The organism is Effusibacillus dendaii, from assembly GCF_015097055.1.
GTDB lineage: Bacteria > Bacillota > Bacilli > Tumebacillales > Effusibacillaceae > Effusibacillus > Effusibacillus dendaii.
The window spans coordinates 1,084,816-1,109,617 of sequence record NZ_AP023366.1 but is presented as its reverse complement, the minus strand read 5'-3'; the positions used below and the strand labels follow the sequence as shown (position 1 = coordinate 1,109,617).

The following is a 24,802-nucleotide window of genomic DNA, read 5'->3' as shown; positions in this document are numbered from 1 at the left end:
ATGGCGTTCGGTTCCGATCCGAAAAGATGAAAGTGCACTGAAAGATAAGAGCCACCGCCGGGTGGCTCTGCTTGTGCATAAACTACTGGGCATAATCGGGAATCGGCTTTGTCTGATCAAACTCATCATGTGCTGTATACGTGAGATGTTTCGGCTGTTTCTCCGCTGTGGAGACACCCATCAGATGCATCAGCGGACAGATTCGGGTGACGCCTTCCGCTACTTTCATCGCACTTGCCATTACCATCATCGCAGCGAACGTGTCATTTTTTTCGATTAATCGCCGAATACCGAACGCCAGACCGGTGAAACCGGCTGTAAGACGCAGATAGGCATCCCAGTTGCCCACATTTTGTTTGATCATGTGATGACCTCCCTTCATTTTTGCGCAAGCGGTTTTAGTATGAACAAAAAAAACAGTGTATAATGATAATAGTAAAGGAGGAATACATAGATGAATCTGGTGCCGATGGTAGTCGAACAAACAAGCCGCGGAGAACGCGCATACGACATTTATTCCCGCCTGTTAAAAGACCGGATTATTTTTCTGGGCAGTGAAATTGATGATATGGTGGCCAACTCGGTCATCGCACAGTTGCTGTTTCTGACTGCAGAAGACTCGGAAAAAGACATCAGTCTGTACATCAACAGCCCGGGCGGCTCGATTACAGCCGGCATGGCGATCTTTGATACCATGCAGTTTATCAAGCCGGATGTATCGACGATTTGTGTGGGAATGGCGGCTTCCATGGGAGCATTTCTGTTGACTGCCGGCGCGAAAGGCAAACGATTGGCTTTGCCAAACGCAGAAGTAATGATTCATCAACCGCTTGGCGGAGCACGCGGTCAGGCAACTGACATTAAAATCGCGGCAGAGCGGATTTTGCGGATGCGGGATCAATTAAACCGGATCATTGCGGAGCGTTCGGGACAACCACTGGAAAAAGTCGAACGGGACACCGACCGTGATTATTTCATGAGTGCCGAGGAAGCCAAAGAGTACGGGCTGATCGACAAAGTAATCGAACGTATCTAGACGGAATATGAGACTGATTCCATTACTGCGCGAAAAGGGAGCCATCCCTTTTCGCGATTTTATGCAAGCGGCACTTTATGATCCGGATGACGGGTATTACTCTCGCAAACATGAGATATTCGGAAAAACGGGTGATTTTTATACATCTCCCGGCGTGCATTCGGTGTTCGGGCAAACGGTCGCCCGCGATCTCTTTAAAAAATGGCATCTGCTCGATTGTCCGTCACCTTTTATTCTTGTAGAATTTGGCGCAGGACAAGGCGTCCTGGCCAAAGACATACTCACCGCATGGAAACAAATCGCACCCGAGATACCGATTCATTACCGGATTGTGGAAACATCAGCCGGGCTTCGGGAAATTCAACGCGCCCTGCTGGATCCGGTAATCCGTGCAACAAATGCGGTTGTAGAATGGTTTTCTGATCTTTCGGAAGCAGGTTCTTTTATAGGAATGGTTCTCTCGAATGAATTGCTGGATGCGTTTCCTGTGCACGTTGTCGAGAAAACGGAAACGGGATGGCAAGAGATCTATGTGACTGAACGGGACGGAATGCTGGCAGAATGTACAGGCCCTTTGTCGGACAACCGGATCGCATTTTATATAGATCGATTCTTACCGCCGCTGCCTGTCGGGCGGCGAGCTGAAGTCAATCTGGCAGCACTTGATTGGCTGCAGGAAATCAGTATTTTTTTGAAGAAAGGATTTATTATTACGATTGATTACGGTGAGGAATCGGATCATCTTTATGAGGGCAGAAATAGCGGTACCATTCGGGCGTTCTACAGACACCAACCGGTTTCTGAGCTTTATGTACGAATCGGTCAGCAGGATATCACCAGTGATGTAAACTTTACCGCGATTCGAAAATACGGGGAAGATATCGGATTGGGCACCTTTTTATATGGGACTCAGGCCAATTATTTAGTACAAGCCGGTATTTTGGAGACCATTGCGCCCCCTCAATCAGACGACCCGTTTCAAGATGAGACGTTCAAGCGCAATCTGGCGATCAAACATCTGATTTTGCCGGGGGGTATGGGGGATCGATTCAAAGTACTGATTCAACAGAAATCCGGGTGATCCTATGTTAAAAAAATTGGCAATCGGTTTATTTGTTTGCGGCGGCTTGTTTTTGCTGTTGGGAATTGTTTGGTTTATGAAGAGATAATCAGGGAGCAGGGTATACTAACACACATATTTCTCGATTGTGACATACTTTTAAGTAAAAAAGTGACATTCTATTATGGTGAAATTGGCAGTTTAAGTGTACAATGAGACTGTAACTTGCTTGATTACTGGGAGGTTTCTCGACAATGGCAACTAAATTGGGGATTAATGGAATGGGCAGGATCGGCCGAATGGTCTTTCGGATCGCCATGAACGATCCGGAGGTTCAGATCGTCGCTGTAAATGCGACAACCGACCCGGCTGCTTTGGCCCACCTGTTAAAATACGATTCTGTGCAGGGGCGTTGGGACGTGGATATTGAGACGGAAGACAACGCTTTAATTGTCAATGGACAACGTATATATGTAATGTCCGATCGTGACCCGAACAATTTAAAATGGGGCGAATATGGAGCCGACATAGTAATTGAATCGACCGGAAAGTTTCGTTCGCGTGAAACCGCTGGCGTTCACTTGAAAAACGGAGCGAGAAAAGTAATTATTACGGCTCCCGGCAAAGATGAAGACGCAACAATTGTGATGGGTGTCAATGAGAATCTGTACGATCCGAACCAGCATCATGTAATCTCCAACGCTTCCTGTACGACAAACTGTCTGGCGCCTGTTGTAAAGGTGCTGCAGGATCAGTTCGGAATTGAGCATGGTTTGATGACGACTGTGCACTCCTACACAAACGACCAGCGGAATCTGGACAATCCTCATAAAGATTTACGACGTGCACGGGCTTGCGCCACGTCGATTATTCCTACTTCAACGGGTGCTGCCAAAGCGGTTGCATTGGTACTGCCCGAACTGAAAGGAAAGCTGAACGGGCTGTCTTTGCGGGTGCCAACTCCAAACGTTTCGGTTACGGATCTGGTAGCCACATTAAAGAAAGACGTGACGGCAGAAGAAGTGAACGATGCGTTAAAGAAAGCGGCGCAAGGTTCGCTGAAAGGAATACTGGAATATACGGAAGAACCGCTTGTATCGATCGATTTTGTCGGTCATCCTGCTTCCTCCATTGTAGACGGTTTATCCACAATGGTGGTAGCAGACCGGACGGTGAAAGTGTTGGCCTGGTATGACAATGAATGGGGATACTCCTGCCGCGTTGTCGATCTTGCCCGTTTGGTCGCCAGCAAGTTGCCCCAAAAACAGACAGTTTTAAGCTAAGTATTCTGCAACTTTATACAGTATATCACGAAAACGGATGTCCCGTTGCCGGCGGACATCCGTTTTTCCGTTTGAATAGAAGCGGGGGTTGCGGTAACACTAGTCCTGACAATATTGGGAAAGGGTGGCTAGAAATGATGAAGGTGATTCGGTACTATAAGGCGGCAGCGGTTGTGATGAGCGTACTGTCTTTCCTGTTGGCCTTGCGGGGTCCGCGATTACGCAGACAACGGACGATCAAACTGCTGCGGAAACTACTCAAGAGACTTGCATAAACAAAAGCACCGCAGGCTCGATTGCTGGCACATTATGTTGTCGATCGGATAATCACCGATAATAAAATTTTGACATTTCGAATAGTATGATAGGATAGCTTGTCGAAAGTTCTGGTTTTTTAGAAACTGTGCAACGACAATGTTTGTCGAGTATAATCGTTAAGTATCTACTCTAGCGACAAAGGATGACAAGAGTTGAAAAACCAGTCTGTACTCAAACAGATCGACCAGTTGCGCACGGAGCTGCAGATACTCACCAAGCAAAAAGGGAGTTTTCTTGATCCTTCCGTATTGGAAATGAGCCAGCGACTGGATCGGTTGATCTTATTAATTTACAAACAGAATGGACAAGCCTATAGGGAGACAGGTGTAGTATGGATGCGATAAACGGTTTGCAGGACCTCGCCCTTTTTTTAGAAGAATTTTTCTCCGATTCAGTTGTCAGGGGAAAACTGGAATGGCAGCTTCAGACAGATGGGGATTCCATCATTTTGGCCCAGGTGGAAGGTCCATTTGATTTTTGTGATGTATTGACAGGGAAAAATGAAACGGAGATCGCCCTTGAGTTCATGCTTCATCCGCAACAACCCGGCCATGAAGTTTCTTCCATCGCTATACCTGTAGATCCGGATGATGTGGAAGTCAATATTTTGGATCAGGCAATTGAAATTGAAAGCATGGATTATTATCTGTTGCTGCATATTACGAATCATTTACCAAACGATTGACTCGGATGATGATACACCTGCCGGGAAACAATATTGTTAAACAGCGATAGGGGGTGTTGGCGTGAACGAGAACACCGAGCAGAAAGAAGCAAAGGAACAGGAACGTTTACGAGGCTCATTTACCCCGATTGAAGAGGAGTATCACGCCGCCTATCCGGATGTGAAAGCGCCGTGGACGAGCGCTTTTTTAAGTGGACTATTCGGACGAAACAATGCCGGGTTCATCATGGCTGCGTTGATCGGTGCGGCTATCGCAGTGGCATTCTGGGCCGCTTATACCATCTTTTTTCACTAACCTACGGGGGCGAGAAGCCGCTGCTACGGCAGCGGTTATTTTTTCACAAAAAAGGGATTTGGGGAGCGCTTGTCGAATCGTCGAATACCGGAAACCATGCAAGCGGGGTGAGTCAAGTGTTGTCCCAGCATATACTGTTTGATCTTGATGATACGCTAATCCATTGCAACAAACATTTTACGTTGACGCGGGAACTGTTTTTGGATCTGATGATGAGTCTGTTTCAGGATTTTCCGGTCGAGCGAAGTTTGATCGATAAAACACAGGAAAAAATCGATATGGCAGGCGTTGAAAAATGGGGATTGGGCAAAAACCGTTTCCCTGATTCGCTTGTCCAAACGTACCGGTTAATGTGTCAGAAATACGGGAAAATCCCCGAACAGAAGGAAGAAGCAAGAATTCTGGAACTGGGGCATTCGGTCTATGATTTTGATATTGAGCTGTACCCGTATGCAATGAACACGCTGGAAAAATTGATAAAGCAGGGGCACGATCTGTATCTGTACACCGGCGGTGATTTTCAGATTCAAACGCAAAAAGTGCTGGAAGCTGGGTTGGACGTTATTTTCCCGGAACAGAAACGGTTTATTTACGAACACAAAAACACAAAAGTGTTGCGTCATATCCTCACGCGCTACAATTTTCATCCGCAGAAAACGTGGATGGTGGGCAATTCCGCAAGAAGTGACATTCGTCCCGCCTTGGAAACGGGCATTCATGCGATTCATATTCCGGACGAGTTTGGTTGGAAATACGACCGTGTGGAGTTAGATGTCCCTGCCAAAGGTGAATTTCATGTGCTTCGCTCCATTGCCGACGTACCAGACGTGATCGCAGAAATTGCAGGGCGGGGAGCCAATCAAAGACGTGAACAGATGGGGTAAAAAAGGATAAGAAGGTGTACATCATTACGATTTGGGTTGATGCGGACGGATGTCCGCGCCGGGTTGTGGAGACAGCCAAACGGTTGGCGGCAGAAAATCAGGTCAGGTGCTGGACCGTATCCAATTTTCATCATCAGATTGAAGGGGAATTCCATATCACGGTCGACGATACGTCACAATCGGCCGATCTTTATATCCTGAACCGGTGTCAGCTAGGCGATCTGGTCATTACGCAAGACATTGGATTGGCGGCGCTCGTGTTAGGCAAAAAATGCCGGGCACTGGGAATTTATGGACAGGAATATCGGGAAGATACGATCGATCTGATTTTGGAGATGAGGGAAGGAGCGGCCAAACACAGACGTGCGGGGGGCCGTACGAAAGGGCCAAAGAGGCGGACGGAAGCAGATGATGCCGCATTTGAAACGGCTTTGGATCATATTTTGAAAAATGGGTGAGGGGGTTGCAAATCATGCGATCGCCTTTTTGTCATGTTTGTGGTATGATGATAGTTGTGTGAAAAATGGGAGGCGCTGATATGACGCATCAAGAAAAACTTCGTAATATCGCGATAATTGCCCATGTCGACCACGGTAAAACGACGCTGGTTGATAAACTGCTGCAGCAGTCGGGGATTTTTCGCGAAAACGAGCATATAGAAGAACGAGTCATGGATTCAAATGATTTGGAGCGGGAGCGCGGGATTACCATTTTGGCGAAAAATACAGCGATCCGCTATAACGATTATACGATTAATATTGTGGATACTCCCGGTCATGCCGATTTCGGCGGTGAAGTGGAACGGATCATGAAGATGGTGGATGGTGTTCTGCTGGTCGTGGATGCGTTTGAAGGTTGTATGCCGCAAACGAAGTTTGTTTTGCGCAAAGCGTTGGAACAAAATCTGGTGCCGATTGTGGTGCTGAACAAGATTGACCGGCCGAATGCACGTCCGCAGGAAGTGGTCGATGAAGTGTTGGACCTTTTCATCGAATTGAATGCGACGGAAGAACAGCTTGATTTTCCGGTCATTTATGCGTCCGCTTTGCAGGGATATGCAACAACCAGTCCCGACCAAACAAAAAGCGACATGAAAGATCTGTACGAAGCGATTATCCAGCATATTCCATCGCCTTGGGCGGATCCGGAAGAGCCGCTGCAGTTCCAGGTCACGCTGCTCGATTATAATGAGTATTTGGGGAGAATCGGAGTCGGTCGCATTCAGCGCGGCAGAATCCGGGTAAATGAGCAGGTGGCCGTTATGAAACGGGACGGAACGGTTCAAAAATCGCGCGTCAGCAAACTGTTTGGTTTTATCGGTCTGAATCGGATTGAAGTGGAAAGCGCGCAGGCAGGGGATATTATTGCAGTCGCCGGACTTGGCGATATTAACGTCGGGGAAACGGTTACCGATCCGGAACGGCAGGAAGCATTGCCGTTGCTTCATATTGATGAGCCTACACTGCAGATGACGTTTTCTGTTAATGATTCCCCGTTTGTCGGACGGGAAGGAAAACATGTCACTTCCCGAAAACTGAAGGAGCGGCTGCTGGAAGAGTTGGAAACAGACGTCTCGCTGCGGGTGGATGAAACAGATTCGCCCGATGCGTTTATCGTCTCCGGACGGGGAGAGCTTCATCTGTCGATTCTGATTGAAACCATGCGGCGGGAAGGGTATGAACTGCAGGTCTCGAAACCGGAGGTCATCATCCGAGAGGAAAACGGGATACGGCTGGAACCGTTCGAACATCTGGTGATCGATGTGCCGGAAGAATACATGGGAGCAGTTATGGAACGTCTGGGAGCCCGCAAAGCGGAAATGACCAATATGGTTAACCATGGAACCGGCAACGTACGTCTTGAGTTCCTGATTCCGGCACGCGGGTTGATCGGATTCCGCACCGAATTTTTGACAGAAACACGTGGGTATGGAATTATGAACCACAGTTTTGATTCGTATCAGGAATACCGAGGTGAACTGGAAGGACGTCGTCAAGGTGTTCTGGTTGCCAGTGAATCGGGTACAGCCACTGCATACAGCATTGAGGGATTGGAAGATCGTGGCGTTATGTTTATCACGCCCGGTACGGAAGTATATGAGGGAATGATTGTAGGGGAACACAACCGGGATAACGATCTGACCGTCAATGTGACAAAAGCGAAGGCGATGACCAACGTGCGATCCGCTACAAAAGACGAGACTACCAAGCTAAAAGCGCCGCGCATTTTATCACTGGAACAGTCGCTCGAATATCTGAACGATGATGAACTTTGTGAAATTACGCCCAAATCAGTCCGTCTCCGCAAAAAATATTTGAAGAAAAACGAGCGCGACCGTCACGAAAAACAAAAATCTTATTCTTGATGACCTGACAGGGGGTCATCTTTTTTTGTTTGGGAGCTTGATTTCGCTGTTTTCTCTACGAATCGAATCTCCAAACTTGGCTGTGAGAAACTCGGAATACGTAGCGTTGTGGCGCCGCTTGCCATTAACTCTGCTCCTTTTGACGGAGCCCATGGATCCCGTCCCGTTGCAATGGCAAAAGGAATTGCCAAAAGCGCAACTCTATGGGGAGAATCACTGCGTAAAACGATGCTCGATTATAATTTTTACGGTAGGATCACGTTGGTAGGCGAAGTGCTACCCAACCCGGATAATCGGGTCACGCTCTCAAAGGAAAAAGATGAATACGGCATGCCTTTGGCGGCGGTTTCTTTTTCCTGCGGAGAAAATGACAAAAAATTGATTGCGCATGCGGTTGGGAAAATGCAGGAGATTATTCGTGCAGCAGGCGGAAAACCGGAATTTGTAACAGATGATACCGCCCATTTAATGGGAGGATGTCGAATGGGAAAAGATCCTTCCAGCTCGGTGGCAAACTCGTTTGGGCAAACACACGATATCCTAAACCTGTTTATTTGTAGTGCCAGCCCGTTTGTTACTTCCGGGGGCGGCAACCCGACGGAAACAGTAATGGCACTTGCTGCAAGGACAGCGGATTATCCTGCAGATCAGATGAAACAAAGGCAATGTTAGATGTACATGTTGCTGAATAAGCATTTGGTAGAATTCGTATAAGAAAATGGATAGAGAACAGACGCTTCGGGCCTCTCTATCCATTTTTTTACTCAATCAGATCGAGTTCTGTTTTTCTAGGGCAATTGCTCATCCATGGATACAAGCGGGATCGTATCTTGTATCCCCTCTCTTGCAGCAGGCAGCCAGCTTTCCTCTTCCATTTGGGCTGCCAGAACGGGATCCTCTTCCTCGATCCGTTCATTTGGGTCTAAGGTATGATGGGGTCACGTTGTGATTCCTCCTTTTGGAAGGATGTTTTTGTCGTTAGCATGTCCTGAAGTGGAAGTGTGGATACCCGATGGGATTTGCCGTTGTCCCACCGATTTATGCTATAATTTAGAAAAAATTTCTATGAATAAATTAAAGAAAGGATGAACACGAATGGCTGAAACAGTCCAAACTGAGTTACCACAAGTACTGGTTGATTTCCTGCAAGGGGAAAAACTGGTTCTTTTGCATACGATTGATCACGAAACGGGAGCTCCCAATGTAGCGGCTATTTCCTGGCTGCTGGCGCTCGACCCGAAATCCGTCCGGTTTGCCATCGATCCACGTTCCCGCGTGGTAGCGAATATCAATAAAAATCCGCGCGTATCCATTGCGATCATCGGACCTGATTCCTGTTATTCGATCAGCGGCGTTGCATCTGCCGGGACGGAAAACCTGGAAGGCGTCGCTTTGAAAATGATCGCCGTTGATGTATCGGTTGATGAAGTGCGCGATATCATGTTTTACGGAGCCAAAATGTCGGTGGAACCGAAGTACGAAAAAACGTATGACCCGAAATTGGCAGAAAAATACGATCAGGAAGTTTATAGCGCGTTAAAAAAGAGATAATGGAAAGTAAGACTCTTTGATAGTCGGCCCGTGGTTTGGCCGATAGGAGGGATTACTTGTTGGAAAAACCATTTCTCTTCCCGTTGACGATGAAAAATGGCAAAGTGTTTGACTCAACCGGCAAGGACATCACGGAAGCCTACCAACAGTTCAAGCAGGTCGAGGCTGCAGAAAAGTTGACCCATGCGTTGGAAATTCTGGGCCGTGTAAAATTGGAAGGCCAGGAAACACGCCGCTTGCTGTTTGTCGATACGGTTTACAAGTATGCTGCGGTCGTGGAAACGTTCATCGGGGACGACCTTTCGGAACGCTTAAATCTTGCGTATGCCGGAAAGGTGAAACTTGATGACGAGAATGAATGGAGCCTCACCAAATTGAATCGAATGCTGCTGCCCATCAATAGCTTGCCTGACCTCTATAAGTATGTGTCAAATGGGTACCTAACCATTCAGATGGCCGAACAGGCGTGGGATCATCGAAACTGTTCGTTTTACATGATCAAGTTGGATCATACTTGGTAACGGGCGGCAGACAACAGACAGGCAGACCAGCTTTTTCACGAGATGTGAAAAAGCTGGTCATTTTTTTTGGCTTATGGGCGAATACTATCCAGGACCGAACATCAGAAGACAGGAGGAATCTTACATGGCCTTTCATTCGCCTCAGAGGATCGCCGAACTGTCGGTGGATGCGGGACTGCGTAAAGCATCGCTGCCGCTTTTAACCATGTTGATTTTAGGTTTTTTGGCAGGTGCATTTATTGCGCTCGGTTTTTTATTGGATATTCGGGTAACGGCAAGTTTGCCAAGGGAGTGGGGGACATTTGGATCCTTTTTGGGAGCGGCCGTTTTTCCGGTTGGTCTTATGTTTGTTGTAATTGGTGGCGGTGAACTGCTAACCGGCAATATGATGTCTGTCCCGATGGCGTGGATGTCTCGTAAAATCACGTTTGGAAAATTACTGAACAATTGGTTTTGGGTGTTAATCAGCAATTTTATAGGAGCCGTTTTTGTCGCCTACGTGTTTGGCCATGTAGTCGGTATGACAGAGACAGGCGCCTTTTTAACCAAAACGGTTGCGATCGCCTCAGGCAAACTGAGTGACACGTTTTGGCAGGCGTTTTTCTCCGCAGTGGGCTGTAACTGGCTGGTTTGTTTGGGGGTTTGGCTCGCGTACGGCTCGGATGACGTCGGCGGCAAAATACTTGGCATCTGGTTTCCGATTATGGCGTTTGTGGCAATCGGGTTCCAGCACGTGGTGGCTAACATGTTTGTCATCCCTGCCGCCATCTTTGCCGGGCATTTAACGTGGGCCGATTATTTGAGCAATTTTGTTCCCGTGTTGTTAGGCAATATTGTGGGCGGTGCGATATTCGTCGGTTGGATGTATTGGATGAGTTACATCCGCGGCACCGGGCAGGGCGGTACCACACCCGGTCCGAAAGAGGTACACGGGTTGGAAACGGATACGAAACAGAAATCTTTCGGGTTGCGAGGTGCCAAACATTGAACGAAACCATCACACAACAGTCCGGATTGACAACACACGAAACGATTGAGATCGACGGAAAACCGTTTGCAATGACAGACGGCCAGACGATTTTGCAGGTGGCTCAGGCACAGGATTATTTTGTCCCCAGTATTTGCTATCATCCGAATCTGCGACCGCTTCAGACATGCGACACCTGTTTAGTGGAAGTCGATGGGCAGTTGGCACGGGCATGCGTTACGGAAGCCAAGCCGGGCATGGTCGTAAACACGCAATCGGAGCAGGCAAAAGAAGCCCAATTGGAAGCCATGTCGCGTATTTTAAAAAATCATGAACTGTACTGCACGGTTTGCGATAATAACAACGGCAATTGCACCGTGCATAACACGGCCGAATTTTTGCAGGTTGAACATCAGAAATACGAGTTTACTCCCAAGCCCTATCCGCCTGACAACTCACATCCTTTTTATCGGTACGAACCGGATCAGTGCATACTTTGCGGCAGATGCGTGGAGGCCTGTCAGGATTTGCAGGTGAACGAAACGCTGTCGATCGACTGGAGCCGTGAAGTACCGCGTGTGATTTGGGATCATGACGTGCCGATTGACCATTCATCCTGCGTTTCCTGCGGTCATTGTGTGACTGTGTGTCCTTGCAATGCATTGATGGAAAAATCGATGCTTGGTGAAGCCGGCTACCTCACAGGAATTGAAAACAATATTTTAGGACCGATGATCGACATTACGAAAGAAGTGGAGCCGGGCTACCGGGAAATTTTTATGATTTCAGAAGTCGAGGCGGCCATGCGTCAATCCCGCATCAAACGGACGAAAACGGTATGCACCTATTGCGGTGTGGGATGCAGTTTTGAGATCTGGACAAAAGGGCGGCACATTTTAAAGGTGGAACCGCATGCTGAGGCGCCGGTGAACGGAATTTCCACTTGTGTGAAAGGCAAGTTTGGCTGGGATTTTGTAAACAGCGAAGAGCGCTTGACCAAACCGTTAATCCGTAAAGGGGACAAGTTTGTGGAAGCCACCTGGGACGAAGCCCTGTCCCTCGTTGCCAGAAAACTGACGGAAATGAAAGAACAACACGGCCCCGATTCGATTGGCTACATCTCTTCTTCCAAGTGCAGTAACGAGGAAAACTATCTGATGCAAAAATTGGCCCGTGCCGTAACAGGTACCAACAATGTGGACAATTGCTCCCGCTACTGTCAGTCACCGGCTACATCAGGCCTGATGCGGACTGTTGGTTATGGCGGTGATTCCGGTACAGTTCATGATATTGCGGCGGCCGATCTGGTACTCATTGTGGGGGCCAATGCGGCTGAATCTCATCCGGTGTTGGCAACACGCATCAAACGGGCGCACAAATTGTACGGCCAGAAGCTGGTTGTGGCGGATTTACGGAAGAACGAAATGGCGGAACGGGCTGATCTGTTTTTGCATCCGGAGCAGGGGACCGATCTGATCTGGCTGTCGGCGGTTACCAAGTACATCATCGATCAGGGGTGGGAAGACAAGCAGTTTCTGTGTGATCGTGTAAACGGATTTGACGAATATGCCGAATCGTTATCCAAATTTACACTTGACTATGCGGCAGAAAAGACGGGCATTTCGAAAGACGATTTGATCAAGCTGGCGGAGATGATTCATGTGGCAAACAGTGTGTGTATCCTATGGGCGATGGGAGTTACCCAGCATTTGGGCGGCACGGATACGAGTACGGCCATCTCCAATCTGCTTTTGGTGACAGGAAATTACGGAAGAACCGGTACGGGCGCTTATCCGCTGCGCGGTCACAACAATGTGCAGGGCGCCTGCGATTTTGGCTCAATGCCTGCCTGGATGCCGGGATATGAAGCGGTTCAGGATGAAAAGGTGCGCGCCAAATATGAGCGGGCATGGGGTGTCAAACTGCCGAAAGAACCGGGGTTGAATAACCATCAGATGGTAGAGGCCATCCAGGATGGAAAGCTAAAGGCGCTGTATTTGATGGGGGAAGACATGGCCATTGTGGACTCGAACTCGAATCATGTGCAGGCCGCGTTTGAACAATTGGAGTTTTTTGTCGTTCAGGACATTTTTTTCTCAAAGACGGCCCAATATGCGGACGTGGTGCTGCCGGCATCGCCAAGTCTTGAGAAAGACGGCACATTCACCAATACGGAAAGGCGCATCCAGCGTTTTCACAAAGTGTTTGAACCGCTCGGCGATTCAAAGCCGGACTGGCTGATTCTCCAGGAAGTGGCAAACCGGATGGGAGCTGACTGGAACTACTGTGATCCGGGTGAAATCATGGCAGAAGTGGCTCGTCTGGCGCCGATTTTTGCAGGTGTCAGTTATGAGCGTCTGGAAGGCTGGAACAGTCAGTTGTGGCCAGTAGCGCCGGACGGATCATCCACTCCGTTGTTGTATGTCGACCGGTTCGGGTTCCCTGATGGCAAGGCGAAACTGGTAAAAGTGGACTGGACGCCTCCTTACGACGCCGGGAAAGAATTCGATCTGCACTTGAACAACGGGCGGCTGCTGGAACATTTTCACGAAGGAAACTTGACCTACCGGGTGGACGGAATTACGCACAAAGTGCCGAATCCCTGGCTGGAAGTGTCACCGGAACTGGCTGCAGAACGAGGATTGCAGAGCGGCTCTTTGGTACGGTTGACCTCCCCGTACGGTGAGGTGGAAGTGCGAACCCTTGTTACGGATCGCGTTCAGGGCAACGAACTTTATTTAACGATGAACTCGTTTGAGGACAAGAAAATGGTCAATCGGTTAACCAGCAGTTATCACGACAAAACGACACACACACCGAACTACAAAGAAATGGGCGTTAAAATGGAAATTTTGGAATCGGAAGGAGAATCTCCGCTCCCCCGTGAGAACCACCGATTCGGCAAGCGGGTGCCGCAGATCGGGGTACGAGTTGAGGAAAAATGGAAGCGATCCGATTTTGTACCGATACCGGATTTGATCGAGGGAGGTGCCGAACATGGCGCGAGCGATTACGCACATTGAGAAACAACTGCCCAATCCGGAACAGGAACAGGTGCAGGCCATCGGCCAAATTTTGGAAGCGGTGGCGGAAAGCCGCGACACGTTGCTGATGACACTCGATATTTTAAAGGAACTGCATGCGTCAGGAGTGCTTAACATTTTGCAGGGAATTCTGAAAAATCGGCAGCAAATCGGCGCTATCGCGTTTACCCAATTGAATCAGCCTGGAATTCATCACGGGCTGAAAAATTTGATCGGTCTCGCTCAATTTCTCGGTAAACTGGATCCGGCCCAACTGCAAACGATGCTGAACGGGGTGGCGCGCGGACTGGAACAATCAGGGACGCATGCGGCAGAGACCAAACCGATCGGTTTATGGAACATGGGTAAAATGTTGCGAGATCCTGACGTGAACGCTTCGATCAACATGATGTTGCAGTTTTTACGAGGTATGGGGGAAGGAATCAACGGCAACCGTTCCTCGGTCCATTAATCGGATGTAGTATCAGGCAGAGTCCGAACCGGACAGATGAACGATAACGGAAATGGCAGAACAAATGAAGAACGGGGTGTGGCGGATGGAAACCAGGAAAGTGGCTGTCGAGGGGATGATAGACCAGTCAGATGCGAACAAAGTCAGCCGGGCGCTGCACGAGGTATGGGGCGTTCGCCATGTGGAAGTGAATCTCGCAAGAGGGGAGGCCGTTTTTTCGTATGATGAGCACTCGGCTTCCTTCATAGACTTTCAACAGGCATTAGCGGACAGCGGCTACCGGATGAATGAGATTCAATAGTCGGAAATATACCACAGGATAGGAGGACGTGAAATGGCGCGCGTTTGTGAGGTGTGTGGCGCAGTTGAAGATGTGACGGAAATGGAGTTGGAAGCGGGGAGCCGATATGATATTTTGCATGTCTGTGAAAACTGTATGAAAGACCGCAATCTTGACCATTTTGCCGGGGAGTCATGAACGGATGCGTCCAGACGTTACGGTGACAAGGCCTATCATCCGGTATGAAAACGGACAGTTTTTGCAGGATCGGGATGAGATTGCGAACGAATACGCCCTGACGGTCATGGTCAACTATCAGGAGTTTGCAACGATTGTCTGCACGCCGGACGATTTGCAGGATATGGTGATTGGCTTTCTGGCGGCGGAAGGAGTGATTCGCTCCATAGATCAGATCACTTCTATCTGCATCGAAGAGAAAAACGGATTCGCCTATGTACAAACCGCCACGCCAAGGATGATCGATCCAACATCCTATTCCAAGCGGATCATCGGTTCCTGCTGCGGCAAAAGCAGACAATCGTTTTATTTTCAAAACGATGCCCGAACGGCCAAAAAAGTCAGAAGTCAGGCGGCCATTTCAGCGGAAGATTGCATTCGGCTGATCGGGCTTTTGCAGAGTCAGTCTGCTATTTTCAGAAGGACAGGTGGTGTTCACAATGCGGCCTTATGCGGACCCGACGGGATTCTCATCAGCCGCACCGACATAGGACGGCATAACGCCATCGATAAAATCTATGGGCATATCCTGCAAAATCGGATTCCGTTAGATGACACGATGCTTGCTTTCAGCGGACGCATTTCGTCTGAGGTGCTCCTCAAAATCGCCAAAATCGGGGTCGCCATCCTGCTTTCGAAGGCGGCCCCTACTGAGACCGCTCTCGATCTGGCAGAAGAATTGAACATTACGACGGTCGGGTTTATCCGCGGTGGCCGATTCAATATTTACACACATCCGGAGCGAATCACTTGTTCCGAAGCAGTCCTCCTTTAAAAGCACTGCACTGGGAGACAAGGTTACCGTCTGACGGATACGTTTTTCTTCGACAATAACAGGAACAGTACGACACTGATTGCGCCGATTAAACAGGAAAAGAGAAGGACCGTATTGTACAAACCTACTCGTTCTGCTGCGAAACCGACAGCCAGCACCGGTATCCCGACCCCTATATAAATCACCACATATAAACGGCAAAAATAAATGCGAGCATACCGGAAGAAAACCCTCACATCTGTTTGTACACCCATTCCTATGTAAATTTGTTTTCCCTATGTGGCAGACTCATTGTAAATCGGATAAATTTCAACTATCATCGAAATATGGATGCACAATCGAAATAGGGAATGAACTGGAGTCAAACGGAAGGTGAATGAATTGGCGAGGCATTCAAGCGTATTCAAAATAGCATCTGTCATCAGCGATCCGTCATGCGCGAACCTGTTATGATCATCTGGCGGGTGCGTTAGTCAGCGCCATGGTGGTACGGTTGTTGGAACTTAATTGGATTCAACGTGTGCCTGACACACGCGCCATAAAAGTTACAGCAGTTGGGAAAACCGGATTTCAAGAAACGTTTACTGATTGTACAGAAGCTATGTCAAAAATCCGCCGTTTGGCGAAATGACCTGCCCGGTGATGAAACCGGAAGACGGCAGCGTCAAAAAAGCGACAACCGATGCGATGTCTTGCGGTGTACCAAGCCGCCCGGCAGGAGTTTCCTCTACCAGCGTTTGTTTGTCGCTTTGCGGCAGACCTGCCAGCATGTCCGTTTCAATCACGCCTGGCGCGACGGCGTTGACGGTGATACCGGACGGTCCCATTTCCTTTGCCAATGCTTTTGTAAAGGCAATCAGTCCGCCTTTCGCGGCGGAGTAGGCGGTCTCGCCGGAACCGCCTGTCATTCCCCAGATCGAAGAAATGTTGACAATCCGTCCGTACCGTTTGCGGATCATCTCGGGCATCACCGCTTTCGTACAGAGAAAAGCGGCTTTCAGATTGACCTCCATAACCTGATCCCATTCCGCTTCGCTCGTATCGATCAGCAGACTGTGACTGGCGATTCCCGCATTGTTGATTAAAATATCCGGTTTGCCGAGATATAAAGATGTAGTTTCCAAAAGACGCGCTACATCAGCCCCGTCGGTCACATTGGCTTGTACAGGAATGGCTTCCACTCCATACAATTGGCAAGCATGCGCGACGGCTTCCGCCTGTTCCTTTGAATGCTGATAGTTAATAGCTACAGAAGCTCCCAGCCGGGCCAACGTTTCCGCAATAGCCCGTCCAATGCCGCGTGAAGCACCGGTAACGATGGCGACTTGTTCCCTGAGTGGATGAGCATGGTTATTCAATCGGAATCCTCTTTTCCAAATACAGATATAGGAACATTTTACATTAAAAACGGACAGATGTTAGCACCGTCACAATCGGTGTCACTTATTTTTTTATGGCAATAGAAATGTTCAAGTTGAAAAAATTTTTTCTGTAGGTTCCTGTAGATTTTCGTAGGTTTGTCAGTAAGATTCAAATATTAGACATAAATCAGCCAAACTTTTGGCACTTGCAGGCAATAGGGGGTATCCTCTTGATTGAATTCCATCAGGTTAACAAATATTATGGTTCATTTCATGTGTTGAAAGATGTCAATCTGTTTATCAAGGAAGGCGAAGTAGTGGTCATTATCGGTCCTTCCGGTTCCGGAAAAAGCACGCTGTTGCGCTGCATCAACCGTTTGGAAACCATTTCATCCGGTGAACTGGTTGTGGCCGGAACGAAAGTCAATGACCCAAAAACCGATATTAACAAACTGAGGCAGGAAATTGGCATGGTCTTCCAGCATTTTAATCTGTACCCGCACAAAACGGTGCTGCAAAACATTACCTTGGCGCCGATCAAGGTACGGGGCGTATCCGCTGAAGAAGCTCGTCAAACGGCCATGTCATACTTGGAAAAAGTGGGAATCCCGGAAAAAGCGGACGTGTATCCGTCCAGTCTGTCAGGCGGTCAGCAGCAACGGGTGGCAATTGCCCGGGGGCTTGCCATGAAACCGAAGATTATGCTGTTTGATGAACCTACATCTGCCCTCGACCCGGAAATGATCGGGGAAGTGCTGGATGTTATGAAAACGCTTGCCAAAGAAGGCATGACGATGGTGGTTGTCACACACGAAATGGGATTTGCGCGGGAAGTGGCGGACCGCATCGTGTTTGTCGATCAGGGGCAAATCAAGGAAGATACCACGCCCGAACAGTTTTTCACCAACCCGTCTGATGACAGGGCCCGGCTATTCCTCAGCCGAATCCTGAATCACTAAATAACAAACAAAGAAACAAGGGGGCAAGTCAAATGAAAAAATGGCAAAAAGTACTCAGCATCGGTGTCGCAACCGCGTTCCTGGGTGCTGTCACGGTTGGCTGCGGCGGCGGCCAAAACCAGTCGAACCAGTCGGCGCCTTCCGGCAGCGGTCAAAACGCGGCAAAAGGCACCCTGCAAGCGATTAAGGATCGCGGCAAATTGGTCGCAGGGGTGAAATACGACACCAACCTGTTCGGACTGAAAGATCCGCAGGATAACCAGGTGAAAGGGTTTGACATTGATATTGCGCGGGAAGTTGCGAAAGACATTCTGGGTGACCCGAACAAAATCGAACTGAAAGAGGTTACCTCCAAAACGCGCATTCCGATGTTGAAAAACGGCGATATCGATATGATTGTGGCTACCATGACGATCACCGAAGACCGTAAAAAAGAAGTCGATTTCTCCGATGTGTACTTCAAAGCGGGACAATCTTTGCTGGTCAAAAAAGACTCTCCGATCAAAGGCATTCAGGATCTTGACGGCAAAACGGTGATCGCTGTAAAAGGTTCCACATCAACCAACAACATTCGGGCAAAAGCGCCGAAAGCCAATGTAACCGAATATGAAAACTATGCGGAAGCATTCACCGCGCTGAAATCCGGAAAAGGCGATGCGCTGACCACTGACAACGCGATCCTGCTCGGCATGCAGCAGCAAGACCCGAACTTCAAACTGGTGGGCGGCCTGTTTACCGATGAACCGTACGGAATTGCGGTGCGCAAGGGCGATAAGGAAATGGTCGATGAAGTCAACAAAGTGTTGAAGAAGCTGCATGACAGTGGCGACTATGACAAAATTTACGAAAAATGGTTCAAAGAAAAGCCGCAGCAATAATGTTTTTCGGGGGGATGGGCTGGAGTCTGCCCGTCCCTTCCGCTTTAACAGCACCGGAAAGGATGAGAAAAGTTGCCTGATTTCTCCATTCTTGTCAATCACATAGGAGAGTTTCTGAGCGGATTTTTCACGACGCTGGAAGTCAGTCTGTTGGCGCTGGCAGGCAGTTTCCTGGTTGGAGTGGTGCTTGCCGTCATGCGCATCGCCCCGTTCAAGCCGTTGAATGGGATATCTTATGTGATTGTAGAGTTTGTTCGTAACATTCCCTTTTTGCTTCAAGTGTTTTTCTTTTATTTCGGTCTTTCCGCCATTGGAATTCAACTCAGTGCGTTCGTAAGTGGAACATTAGGATTGACCGTGTATACGGGGGCCTTCATTGCGGAAGCGATCCGGGCCGGCATTCAGTCGGTGTCGCGCGGCCAGATGGAAGCCGGCAGAGCATCGGGCTTGAGTTACTCACAGACCATGCGCCATATCATTTTGCCGCAAGCGATCAAATTGGTGATTCCGCCGATTGGCAACCAATTTCTCAACCTTGTCAAAAACTCGTCCGTTCTCGCCGTGATTTCCGGAATGGATCTGATGTATCAAGGTGACCTGATTTCTGCAAAAACTTACGTAGTGTTTGACGTGTATATTTTTGTAGCATTATTTTACCTGGTGATTACGATACCTGTCAGCTTGTTCGTCAATTCGCTTGAGAAGCGATTGGCGAAAAGTTACTAGAAAGGGGGAGCAACGTGGATTTCGCAGGAGCTTACCAGTTTGACAATCTGCGCTTCCTGTTCAGCGGTTTTTTGGTGACGCTGGAAGTAGCCTTCCTTTCCATTGTTTTCTCGTTTTTGATTGGTACGCTGATCGGTGTTCTGCGGTATATGCGAATTCCAGTCGTATCCAAACTGATGATGATCGTTGTCGAAACGATTCGCAATCTTCCTTTGCTGCTGATTATTTTCTTTGTGTATTTTGCCCTGCCGGAAGTCAAGATTAAATTGGCGGTGACACCAGCGGCCATTCTGGCTTTGACTATTTTTGAATCGGCGTTGATTGCGGAGATTGTCCGCAGCGGGCTAAACTCGATTGAACGGGGACAGATTGAGGCGGCCAGATCGTCTGGTTTGACTGCTTTGCAAACGCTTTGGCACATTATCCTGCCGCAAGCGTTGAAACGGATGATTCCGCCCTTAGTGAGCCAGTTTATCTCACTCATTAAAGACACATCTCTGGCCGTCATTATCGCTTTGCCGGAACTGATGCACAACGGACAAATTATTTACAACAGCAATATCACGTATGTAATTCCAATTTTGCTCCTGGTGGCGCTCACCTACTTTGTGCTGAATTATCTGCTGTCGCTGCTTGCGTTGCGTTTGGAAAAGCGGTTGGCAACCTGACATAATCTTTTGCCGGAAACCCTCCTTCTCATGTACGATAGAAGGAGGGTTTTTGTTTTGGGAGGAGGACGAGCATGACCAAAAAACAGATCGGGATCATCCTGTTGATTAGTCTGGCCACGATCTTTCTCGGCGAATTAAAAATGAATCCGCTTGCTGGCGGATCGTTCCGTTTTTCACTCGGGACAGCCGCTTTTTTCTTCGGTATCATCTGGTTTACCTCTGTTTCTCCGATCATTGTGGGTCTAATCGTCGGCGCGTTTGTCGGCCTGTTTCGTATGGTTTTGACAGGACTGCTGGCGGGCGGTACTTGGCAGGAACTGGTGCAGATGCATTTGCCGGCAGTCGTTTTCTATATTGTGTTTGCCTGCATCCTGCAGCTGCTGAATGTGCGGAAGCGGTTGGATGCTCCTGTTCTGGCAGGATTAATCGGTATTTTTGCCGAATTACTGGGTAACTACAGTGAACTGCTGGTTCGTGTTTTGTTCGGTGAACCATACCGATTCGGGTTTCATACGTTGCTTGTTTTAACATTGTTTGCTGTGCCTCGTTCGTTTTTTGTCGTGGGTCTTTACAATATGCTGATGATCCGGCAGTTGCGAGCGATTGGGGAGGAGCAGCAGAACCGGATGGACGAGCTGCTTCTAATTAATACCAATCTTTATGAAGAAGGAATTTGGCTGCAGAAATCAATGTCTCATATTGAAGACATTACACGCGAGGGATATGAATTGTACCGTCGTTTGATGCAAAGAGAGGCACCCTCGCGTGACGATTCGACTTTACGCGGTGATACAACTTCAAAAGAAGACGGCCGGTTATCCCAGATGGCGTTGGCGGTCGCCCAGAAAGTGCACGAGGTGAAAAAAGATTGTCAACGGATTCTGGCGGGACTCTCCAAAATTATCCAGCAGGAAACGCTGGCGCCCCGCATGCCGTTGCAAACGGTTGTGAATCTGGTGGTCGGCGCCAATCAGCAATATGCGGAAATGCTGGGAAAAAAGATTCATTTTACGGTATATACAGATTTGGACCTGGCCACCAGCAGGATCTATGGGCTGATATCCATTCTGAACAACCTGGTGGCAAATGCGGTGGAGGCTATCGAAGAAACAGGCAATATTTGGCTGCAGACGGGACTTAGGGACGGCAGCGTGGAATTTATTGTGGAGGATGACGGCCCCGGCATTCAGGAAGCCGACCGGGCGTTGATTTTCGCGCCCGGTTTCACTACCAAATACGATACTCAGGGACAATCTTCGACCGGAATCGGGCTTAGTTACGTCAAGCATATGGTCGATTCGTTCGGCGGGTCCATCGATTTGGAGTGCCAGCCAAAAACCGTTTTTCGCGTTCGGATTCCGACATCCCATTTATTGACAAGAGAGAAGGAGATCGTTCATGAAGCTGCGAGTATACATGATTGAAGATGATGCTGCGACTCGCCGTATGTTGGAACGTATTCTGCAGGAAAGCGATTTGGCTGTGGTGATTGGCCAAGCGGCGGATGGCGAACATGTGCAGCTGGAAAACGTGGAGGGAGCCGACCTGATCCTGATCGACTTATTGATGCCGGGCAGAGACGGCATTGAAACGATCCGGGAACTGAAAAAACAGGGGTTTCGCGGACGCTTCGTGATGATTTCGCAAGTGGAAAACAAACAAATGGTGGCGTCCGCCTATCAGGCAGGGGTCGATACGTTTATCTATAAGCCGATCAACCGTTCGGAAGTACTTGCGGTCATACGCCGGGTCAGAGAACATATGGCGCTTGAACAATCGCTTGCCACTATCCGGAAAATGTTGACCCGACTGGATGAGACACCCGAACAGTCTCTGACAGTCAATGAACCGGTTGAACAGGCAATCGGGCCTGTTTTTTCCCAATTGGGTATTGCGGGTGAAGCGGGGGCGAGGGATTTGCTGCTTTTGCTGGTTTATTTGGACGAAACAGCCAGGCAGGGCGATCCGTTTCCCGTCAATCTGTCCATGAAAGAGCTTTATCAGGCAGTTGTACTGCGTACAGAAGGCGATTTGAACGAGGAACGTTTGCAAAAAGAAATTCGGGCTATGGAACAAAGGATACGCCGTGCCATACTGCATGCGTTGGGGCATTTGGCATCGCTTGGTCTGGCTGATTACGGCAATCCGATTTTTGAACATTATGCACCGCGTTTGTTCGACTTTCAGGAAGTTCGGCAACGTATGCTGGAAATCGAGGCGGGCGAAAAAAACAGCAGCTGCCGCATCCAAATCCGCAAGTTTTTGTTTGGGTTGTATGAAGAATTACAGGCGGCAAGGCGAGGGAAATAGCGAGTGTAGCAAAAATTCAAAAATAGGGGTATGATGAGTAGTGGGTTATAAATTCTGAAATTTCAGCATAAATTTTGCGCTATTTGGTCAAATGGGAGGGGACGTGATGAATGTAAAATTGGCGATTATTAGCCATCCGTTGACTGGGCCGATTTTTCGGGAGTTGGTTGAAGAAAAAAAGTTGAATGATTCGGTTTTGTACTTTGAAGCCACGTTTGGTAATTTGTGCCCGATTCTGGCGACCATTCGGGAAGAAAAAAATATCGATGTAATTGTAACTGCTTGGGGCCATGCCGCTTTTCTCGGGGATCTAAACATTCCTGTGGTTTTGATTAAGGTGACGAGCTTTGATTTGTTAAACGCAATGTCAGAAGCGAAGCGGATCGATCGTCAGGTTGTGGTCATGCGTTACGGAACTCCGTTTGAGAATTTAAGCTGCTATTCGGAACTTGTCGATATGAAAATTGTGTCCGATTGCTATATGGATAGACAAGATGCCCGGGAAAAAATTGATCGGTACTTTCGATTCGGGTACCGAACTTTTATCGGTACCAGCTTGATGTGTGATCTTGTCAGTGAAATGGGAGGTAAGGCCATTTACATATACTCAAAAGATTCAATCTCTCAGGCGTTGGATAACGCCTTGCAATTGGCGCACAGCCGAAGGGAGGAAATTGAAAAGCGCGAGCAATTTAGACTGATTGTCGAACATTCGGGAATGGGGATTATTACCACAGACAAGCAAGGGGTTTGTGTACTGGTCAACTCGAAAGCGGAAGAAATGCTCAATATGAAGCGGTCTGAATTGACCGGCAGAAAAATGAAATCGTTTTGGCCAATTTCAAAACTGGCCGAATCTCTTGCGCATGGTGAACCGTATACTCAACAAATCGAAACGATTCACCGTAAGCAGTATTTGGTCGATTATATTCCAACCATTGTGAATAAAAACCCGTCAGGCTGTATGATTGTGTTCCAAGATTTTGCCACTGTCCAAAAAGCGGAGCGTACAATCAGGCAAAATCTCTACGACAGTGGTCATTTTGCACGATATCAGTTTTGCGACATTATTGGTCAATCGCAAGAAATGCGAAAAACGATTCATCTGGCCAAACTATATGCGCAAAACGATTCCACGGTGTTAATCACAGGGGAATCAGGGACAGGAAAGGAATTGTTTGCGCAAAGTATTCATAATGCCAGCGGGAGGAAAGGGAAACCGTTTGTTGCCATAAATTGCGCCGTGTTTACAGAGCATTTACTGGAAAGCGAACTGTTCGGATATGAAGATGGCGCCTTTACAGGCGCAAAAAAAGGAGGAAAACCAGGCCTGTTTGAAATGGCACACGAAGGAACATTATATCTTGATGAAATAGGGGAACTCTCCTTAGAACTGCAGTCAAGATTGCTTCGTGTATTACAAGAAAAACAGGTCCGGCGGGTCGGCGGTCACAATTTAATGCCGGTCGATGTTCGGATTCTAGCTGCGACAAATCGTGATTTAAATACAATGGTTTTGCAGGGCAAATTCAGACAGGACCTGTATTACCGGCTGAATGTTTTACATCTTAAAGTTCCACCGTTGCGTGAACGCCCTGATGATCTTCCGCATTTGATTAAAAGTCTGTGTGCAAAATACGGCGTTGCGGATCAGGCGGATGAGATTGTGTCCGAACTTTTACCCAGAGTCCAACAATACGGTTGGCCTGGGAACGTGAGGGAACTGGAAAATACGGTTCAACGTTTGGTTGTGGTCAAACAGGGAGAATCGTTCTCCGAAGAGCAGTCCTTGTCAGATATCATCTTCTACGATCTGTCTATAGGTCAATTGACTTTCACTTCATCATCAGACAATTCCCAACAAGGTGTGTCCCTCGTCAAAAGCGATAAAACCGAATATCCAAACCTTACAGAATTCAAAAAACAGAACGAACGGGAAATGATTCATCAGGTCTTGGCCAAATGTAACGGAAATAAAACGGAAGCTGCCCGTTATCTCGGTATCAGCCGTGCAACTCTTTGGCGGAAATTGAACTTTTGAAACATAACGTTTAGGCTTTTAAACGAATGTTTCACTTTTGAAACTGACCCTATTTTTATAATGTGTGTCAGAGCGCGAGGAACCGAGCCCGGAGTCGCTTGGCA

Annotated in this window: 27 protein-coding genes and 1 pseudogene; 26 read left to right on the top strand and 2 right to left on the bottom strand. The window is 48.3% G+C overall.

Features of this window, described 5'->3' with window-relative positions:
• Positions 1-82: 82 nt before the first annotated feature.
• Entirely contained in the window at positions 83-364 is a 282-nt protein-coding gene (locus skT53_RS05800) for a YgaP family membrane protein (RefSeq protein ID WP_200760209.1), read from the bottom strand.
• Between the two features lie 90 nt (positions 365-454).
• Between skT53_RS05800 and clpP the strand changes: the two genes are divergently transcribed.
• The 19 genes and pseudogenes from clpP (at position 455) to fdhD (ending at position 15,752) form a co-directional block, all read left to right on the top strand.
• Entirely contained in the window at positions 455-1,036 is a 582-nt protein-coding gene (gene clpP / locus skT53_RS05795) for an ATP-dependent Clp endopeptidase proteolytic subunit ClpP (protein ID WP_200760208.1), read from the top strand.
• A gap of 7 nt (positions 1,037-1,043) precedes the next feature.
• Positions 1,044-2,117, top strand: a complete 1,074-nt coding sequence (locus tag skT53_RS05790) for a class I SAM-dependent methyltransferase (protein WP_200760207.1) — start codon at positions 1,044-1,046, stop codon at positions 2,115-2,117.
• A 233-nt stretch (positions 2,118-2,350) separates the two neighbouring features.
• The gene (locus skT53_RS05785; RefSeq protein ID WP_200760206.1) at positions 2,351-3,379 is read left to right on the top strand and encodes an ArsJ-associated glyceraldehyde-3-phosphate dehydrogenase; all 1,029 of its coding nucleotides are present in this window, start codon (positions 2,351-2,353) and stop codon (positions 3,377-3,379) included.
• 134 nt (positions 3,380-3,513) lie between these two features.
• Complete coding sequence (locus tag skT53_RS05780; RefSeq protein ID WP_200760205.1) at positions 3,514-3,654, top strand: hypothetical protein; 141 nt, start codon at positions 3,514-3,516, stop codon at positions 3,652-3,654.
• 195 nt (positions 3,655-3,849) lie between these two features.
• Complete coding sequence (locus tag skT53_RS05775) at positions 3,850-4,041, top strand: aspartyl-phosphate phosphatase Spo0E family protein (protein ID WP_200760204.1); 192 nt, start codon at positions 3,850-3,852, stop codon at positions 4,039-4,041.
• Positions 4,029-4,382: a hypothetical protein gene (locus skT53_RS05770; RefSeq protein WP_200760203.1), complete on the top strand. Its 354-nt coding sequence runs from the start codon at positions 4,029-4,031 to the stop codon at positions 4,380-4,382. The genes skT53_RS05775 and skT53_RS05770 overlap by 13 nt, the downstream gene beginning before the upstream one ends.
• Before the next feature lie 61 nt (positions 4,383-4,443).
• On the top strand, positions 4,444-4,677 hold the full coding sequence (locus skT53_RS05765; RefSeq protein ID WP_200760202.1) for a hypothetical protein: 234 nt from the start codon (positions 4,444-4,446) through the stop codon (positions 4,675-4,677).
• Positions 4,678-4,796: 119 nt separating this feature from the next.
• Positions 4,797-5,561, top strand: coding sequence for an HAD family hydrolase (locus skT53_RS05760; protein ID WP_200760201.1), 765 nt, complete (start codon positions 4,797-4,799; stop codon positions 5,559-5,561).
• Between the two features lie 14 nt (positions 5,562-5,575).
• On the top strand, positions 5,576-6,019 hold the full coding sequence (locus skT53_RS05755; protein WP_200760200.1) for a YaiI/YqxD family protein: 444 nt from the start codon (positions 5,576-5,578) through the stop codon (positions 6,017-6,019).
• Positions 6,020-6,099: 80 nt separating this feature from the next.
• Entirely contained in the window at positions 6,100-7,926 is a 1,827-nt protein-coding gene (gene typA, locus skT53_RS05750; protein WP_200760199.1) for a translational GTPase TypA, read from the top strand.
• A 147-nt stretch (positions 7,927-8,073) separates the two neighbouring features.
• A pseudogene (locus tag skT53_RS05745) lies at positions 8,074-8,598 on the top strand (GMC oxidoreductase); the annotation flags it as partial.
• 423 nt (positions 8,599-9,021) lie between these two features.
• Complete coding sequence (locus skT53_RS05740; RefSeq protein ID WP_200760198.1) at positions 9,022-9,477, top strand: pyridoxamine 5'-phosphate oxidase family protein; 456 nt, start codon at positions 9,022-9,024, stop codon at positions 9,475-9,477.
• 59 nt (positions 9,478-9,536) lie between these two features.
• Complete coding sequence (locus tag skT53_RS05735) at positions 9,537-9,998, top strand: hypothetical protein (protein WP_226375350.1); 462 nt, start codon at positions 9,537-9,539, stop codon at positions 9,996-9,998.
• Positions 9,999-10,122: 124 nt separating this feature from the next.
• Positions 10,123-10,986 (top strand): formate/nitrite transporter family protein, encoded by an 864-nt coding sequence (locus skT53_RS05730; RefSeq protein WP_200760196.1) that lies wholly within the window; start codon positions 10,123-10,125, stop codon positions 10,984-10,986.
• A gap of 26 nt (positions 10,987-11,012) precedes the next feature.
• The gene (gene fdhF, locus skT53_RS05725; RefSeq protein WP_264176015.1) at positions 11,013-13,988 is read left to right on the top strand and encodes a formate dehydrogenase subunit alpha; all 2,976 of its coding nucleotides are present in this window, start codon (positions 11,013-11,015) and stop codon (positions 13,986-13,988) included.
• A complete protein-coding gene (locus skT53_RS05720) occupies positions 13,963-14,460 on the top strand; it encodes a helical membrane plugin domain-containing protein (protein ID WP_200760195.1) in 498 nt (165 codons plus the stop codon). Before fdhF ends, skT53_RS05720 begins: the two co-directional genes overlap by 26 nt.
• An 85-nt stretch (positions 14,461-14,545) precedes the next feature.
• The gene (locus skT53_RS05715) at positions 14,546-14,761 is read left to right on the top strand and encodes a heavy-metal-associated domain-containing protein (protein ID WP_200760194.1); all 216 of its coding nucleotides are present in this window, start codon (positions 14,546-14,548) and stop codon (positions 14,759-14,761) included.
• A gap of 33 nt (positions 14,762-14,794) precedes the next feature.
• Positions 14,795-14,938, top strand: coding sequence for a hypothetical protein (locus tag skT53_RS05710; RefSeq protein ID WP_200760193.1), 144 nt, complete (start codon positions 14,795-14,797; stop codon positions 14,936-14,938).
• 4 nt (positions 14,939-14,942) lie between these two features.
• The gene (gene fdhD, locus skT53_RS05705) at positions 14,943-15,752 is read left to right on the top strand and encodes a formate dehydrogenase accessory sulfurtransferase FdhD (RefSeq protein ID WP_200760192.1); all 810 of its coding nucleotides are present in this window, start codon (positions 14,943-14,945) and stop codon (positions 15,750-15,752) included.
• Positions 15,753-16,351: 599 nt separating this feature from the next.
• Here the strand turns inward: fdhD and ymfI are convergent.
• Complete coding sequence (gene ymfI / locus skT53_RS05700; protein ID WP_200760191.1) at positions 16,352-17,110, bottom strand: elongation factor P 5-aminopentanone reductase; 759 nt, start codon at positions 17,108-17,110, stop codon at positions 16,352-16,354.
• 176 nt (positions 17,111-17,286) lie between these two features.
• Here ymfI and skT53_RS05695 point away from each other — a divergent pair, with 176 nt between their 5' ends.
• The 7 genes from skT53_RS05695 to skT53_RS05665 all read left to right on the top strand — a co-directional run bounded on the left by skT53_RS05695 (position 17,287) and on the right by skT53_RS05665 (position 24,698).
• Entirely contained in the window at positions 17,287-18,072 is a 786-nt protein-coding gene (locus tag skT53_RS05695; RefSeq protein WP_404828956.1) for an amino acid ABC transporter ATP-binding protein, read from the top strand.
• A gap of 32 nt (positions 18,073-18,104) precedes the next feature.
• Complete coding sequence (locus skT53_RS05690; RefSeq protein WP_200760189.1) at positions 18,105-18,950, top strand: glutamate ABC transporter substrate-binding protein; 846 nt, start codon at positions 18,105-18,107, stop codon at positions 18,948-18,950.
• Positions 18,951-19,022: 72 nt separating this feature from the next.
• Complete coding sequence (locus skT53_RS05685; RefSeq protein WP_200760188.1) at positions 19,023-19,676, top strand: amino acid ABC transporter permease; 654 nt, start codon at positions 19,023-19,025, stop codon at positions 19,674-19,676.
• Positions 19,677-19,690: 14 nt separating this feature from the next.
• Positions 19,691-20,344, top strand: coding sequence for an amino acid ABC transporter permease (locus skT53_RS05680; RefSeq protein ID WP_200760187.1), 654 nt, complete (start codon positions 19,691-19,693; stop codon positions 20,342-20,344).
• Between the two features lie 74 nt (positions 20,345-20,418).
• Complete coding sequence (locus tag skT53_RS05675) at positions 20,419-21,771, top strand: ATP-binding protein (RefSeq protein WP_226375348.1); 1,353 nt, start codon at positions 20,419-20,421, stop codon at positions 21,769-21,771.
• On the top strand, positions 21,746-22,657 hold the full coding sequence (locus tag skT53_RS05670; RefSeq protein ID WP_200760186.1) for a response regulator: 912 nt from the start codon (positions 21,746-21,748) through the stop codon (positions 22,655-22,657). Before skT53_RS05675 ends, skT53_RS05670 begins: the two co-directional genes overlap by 26 nt.
• 106 nt (positions 22,658-22,763) lie before the next feature.
• Entirely contained in the window at positions 22,764-24,698 is a 1,935-nt protein-coding gene (locus skT53_RS05665) for a sigma 54-interacting transcriptional regulator (RefSeq protein ID WP_200760185.1), read from the top strand.
• Positions 24,699-24,802: the final 104 nt, after the last annotated feature.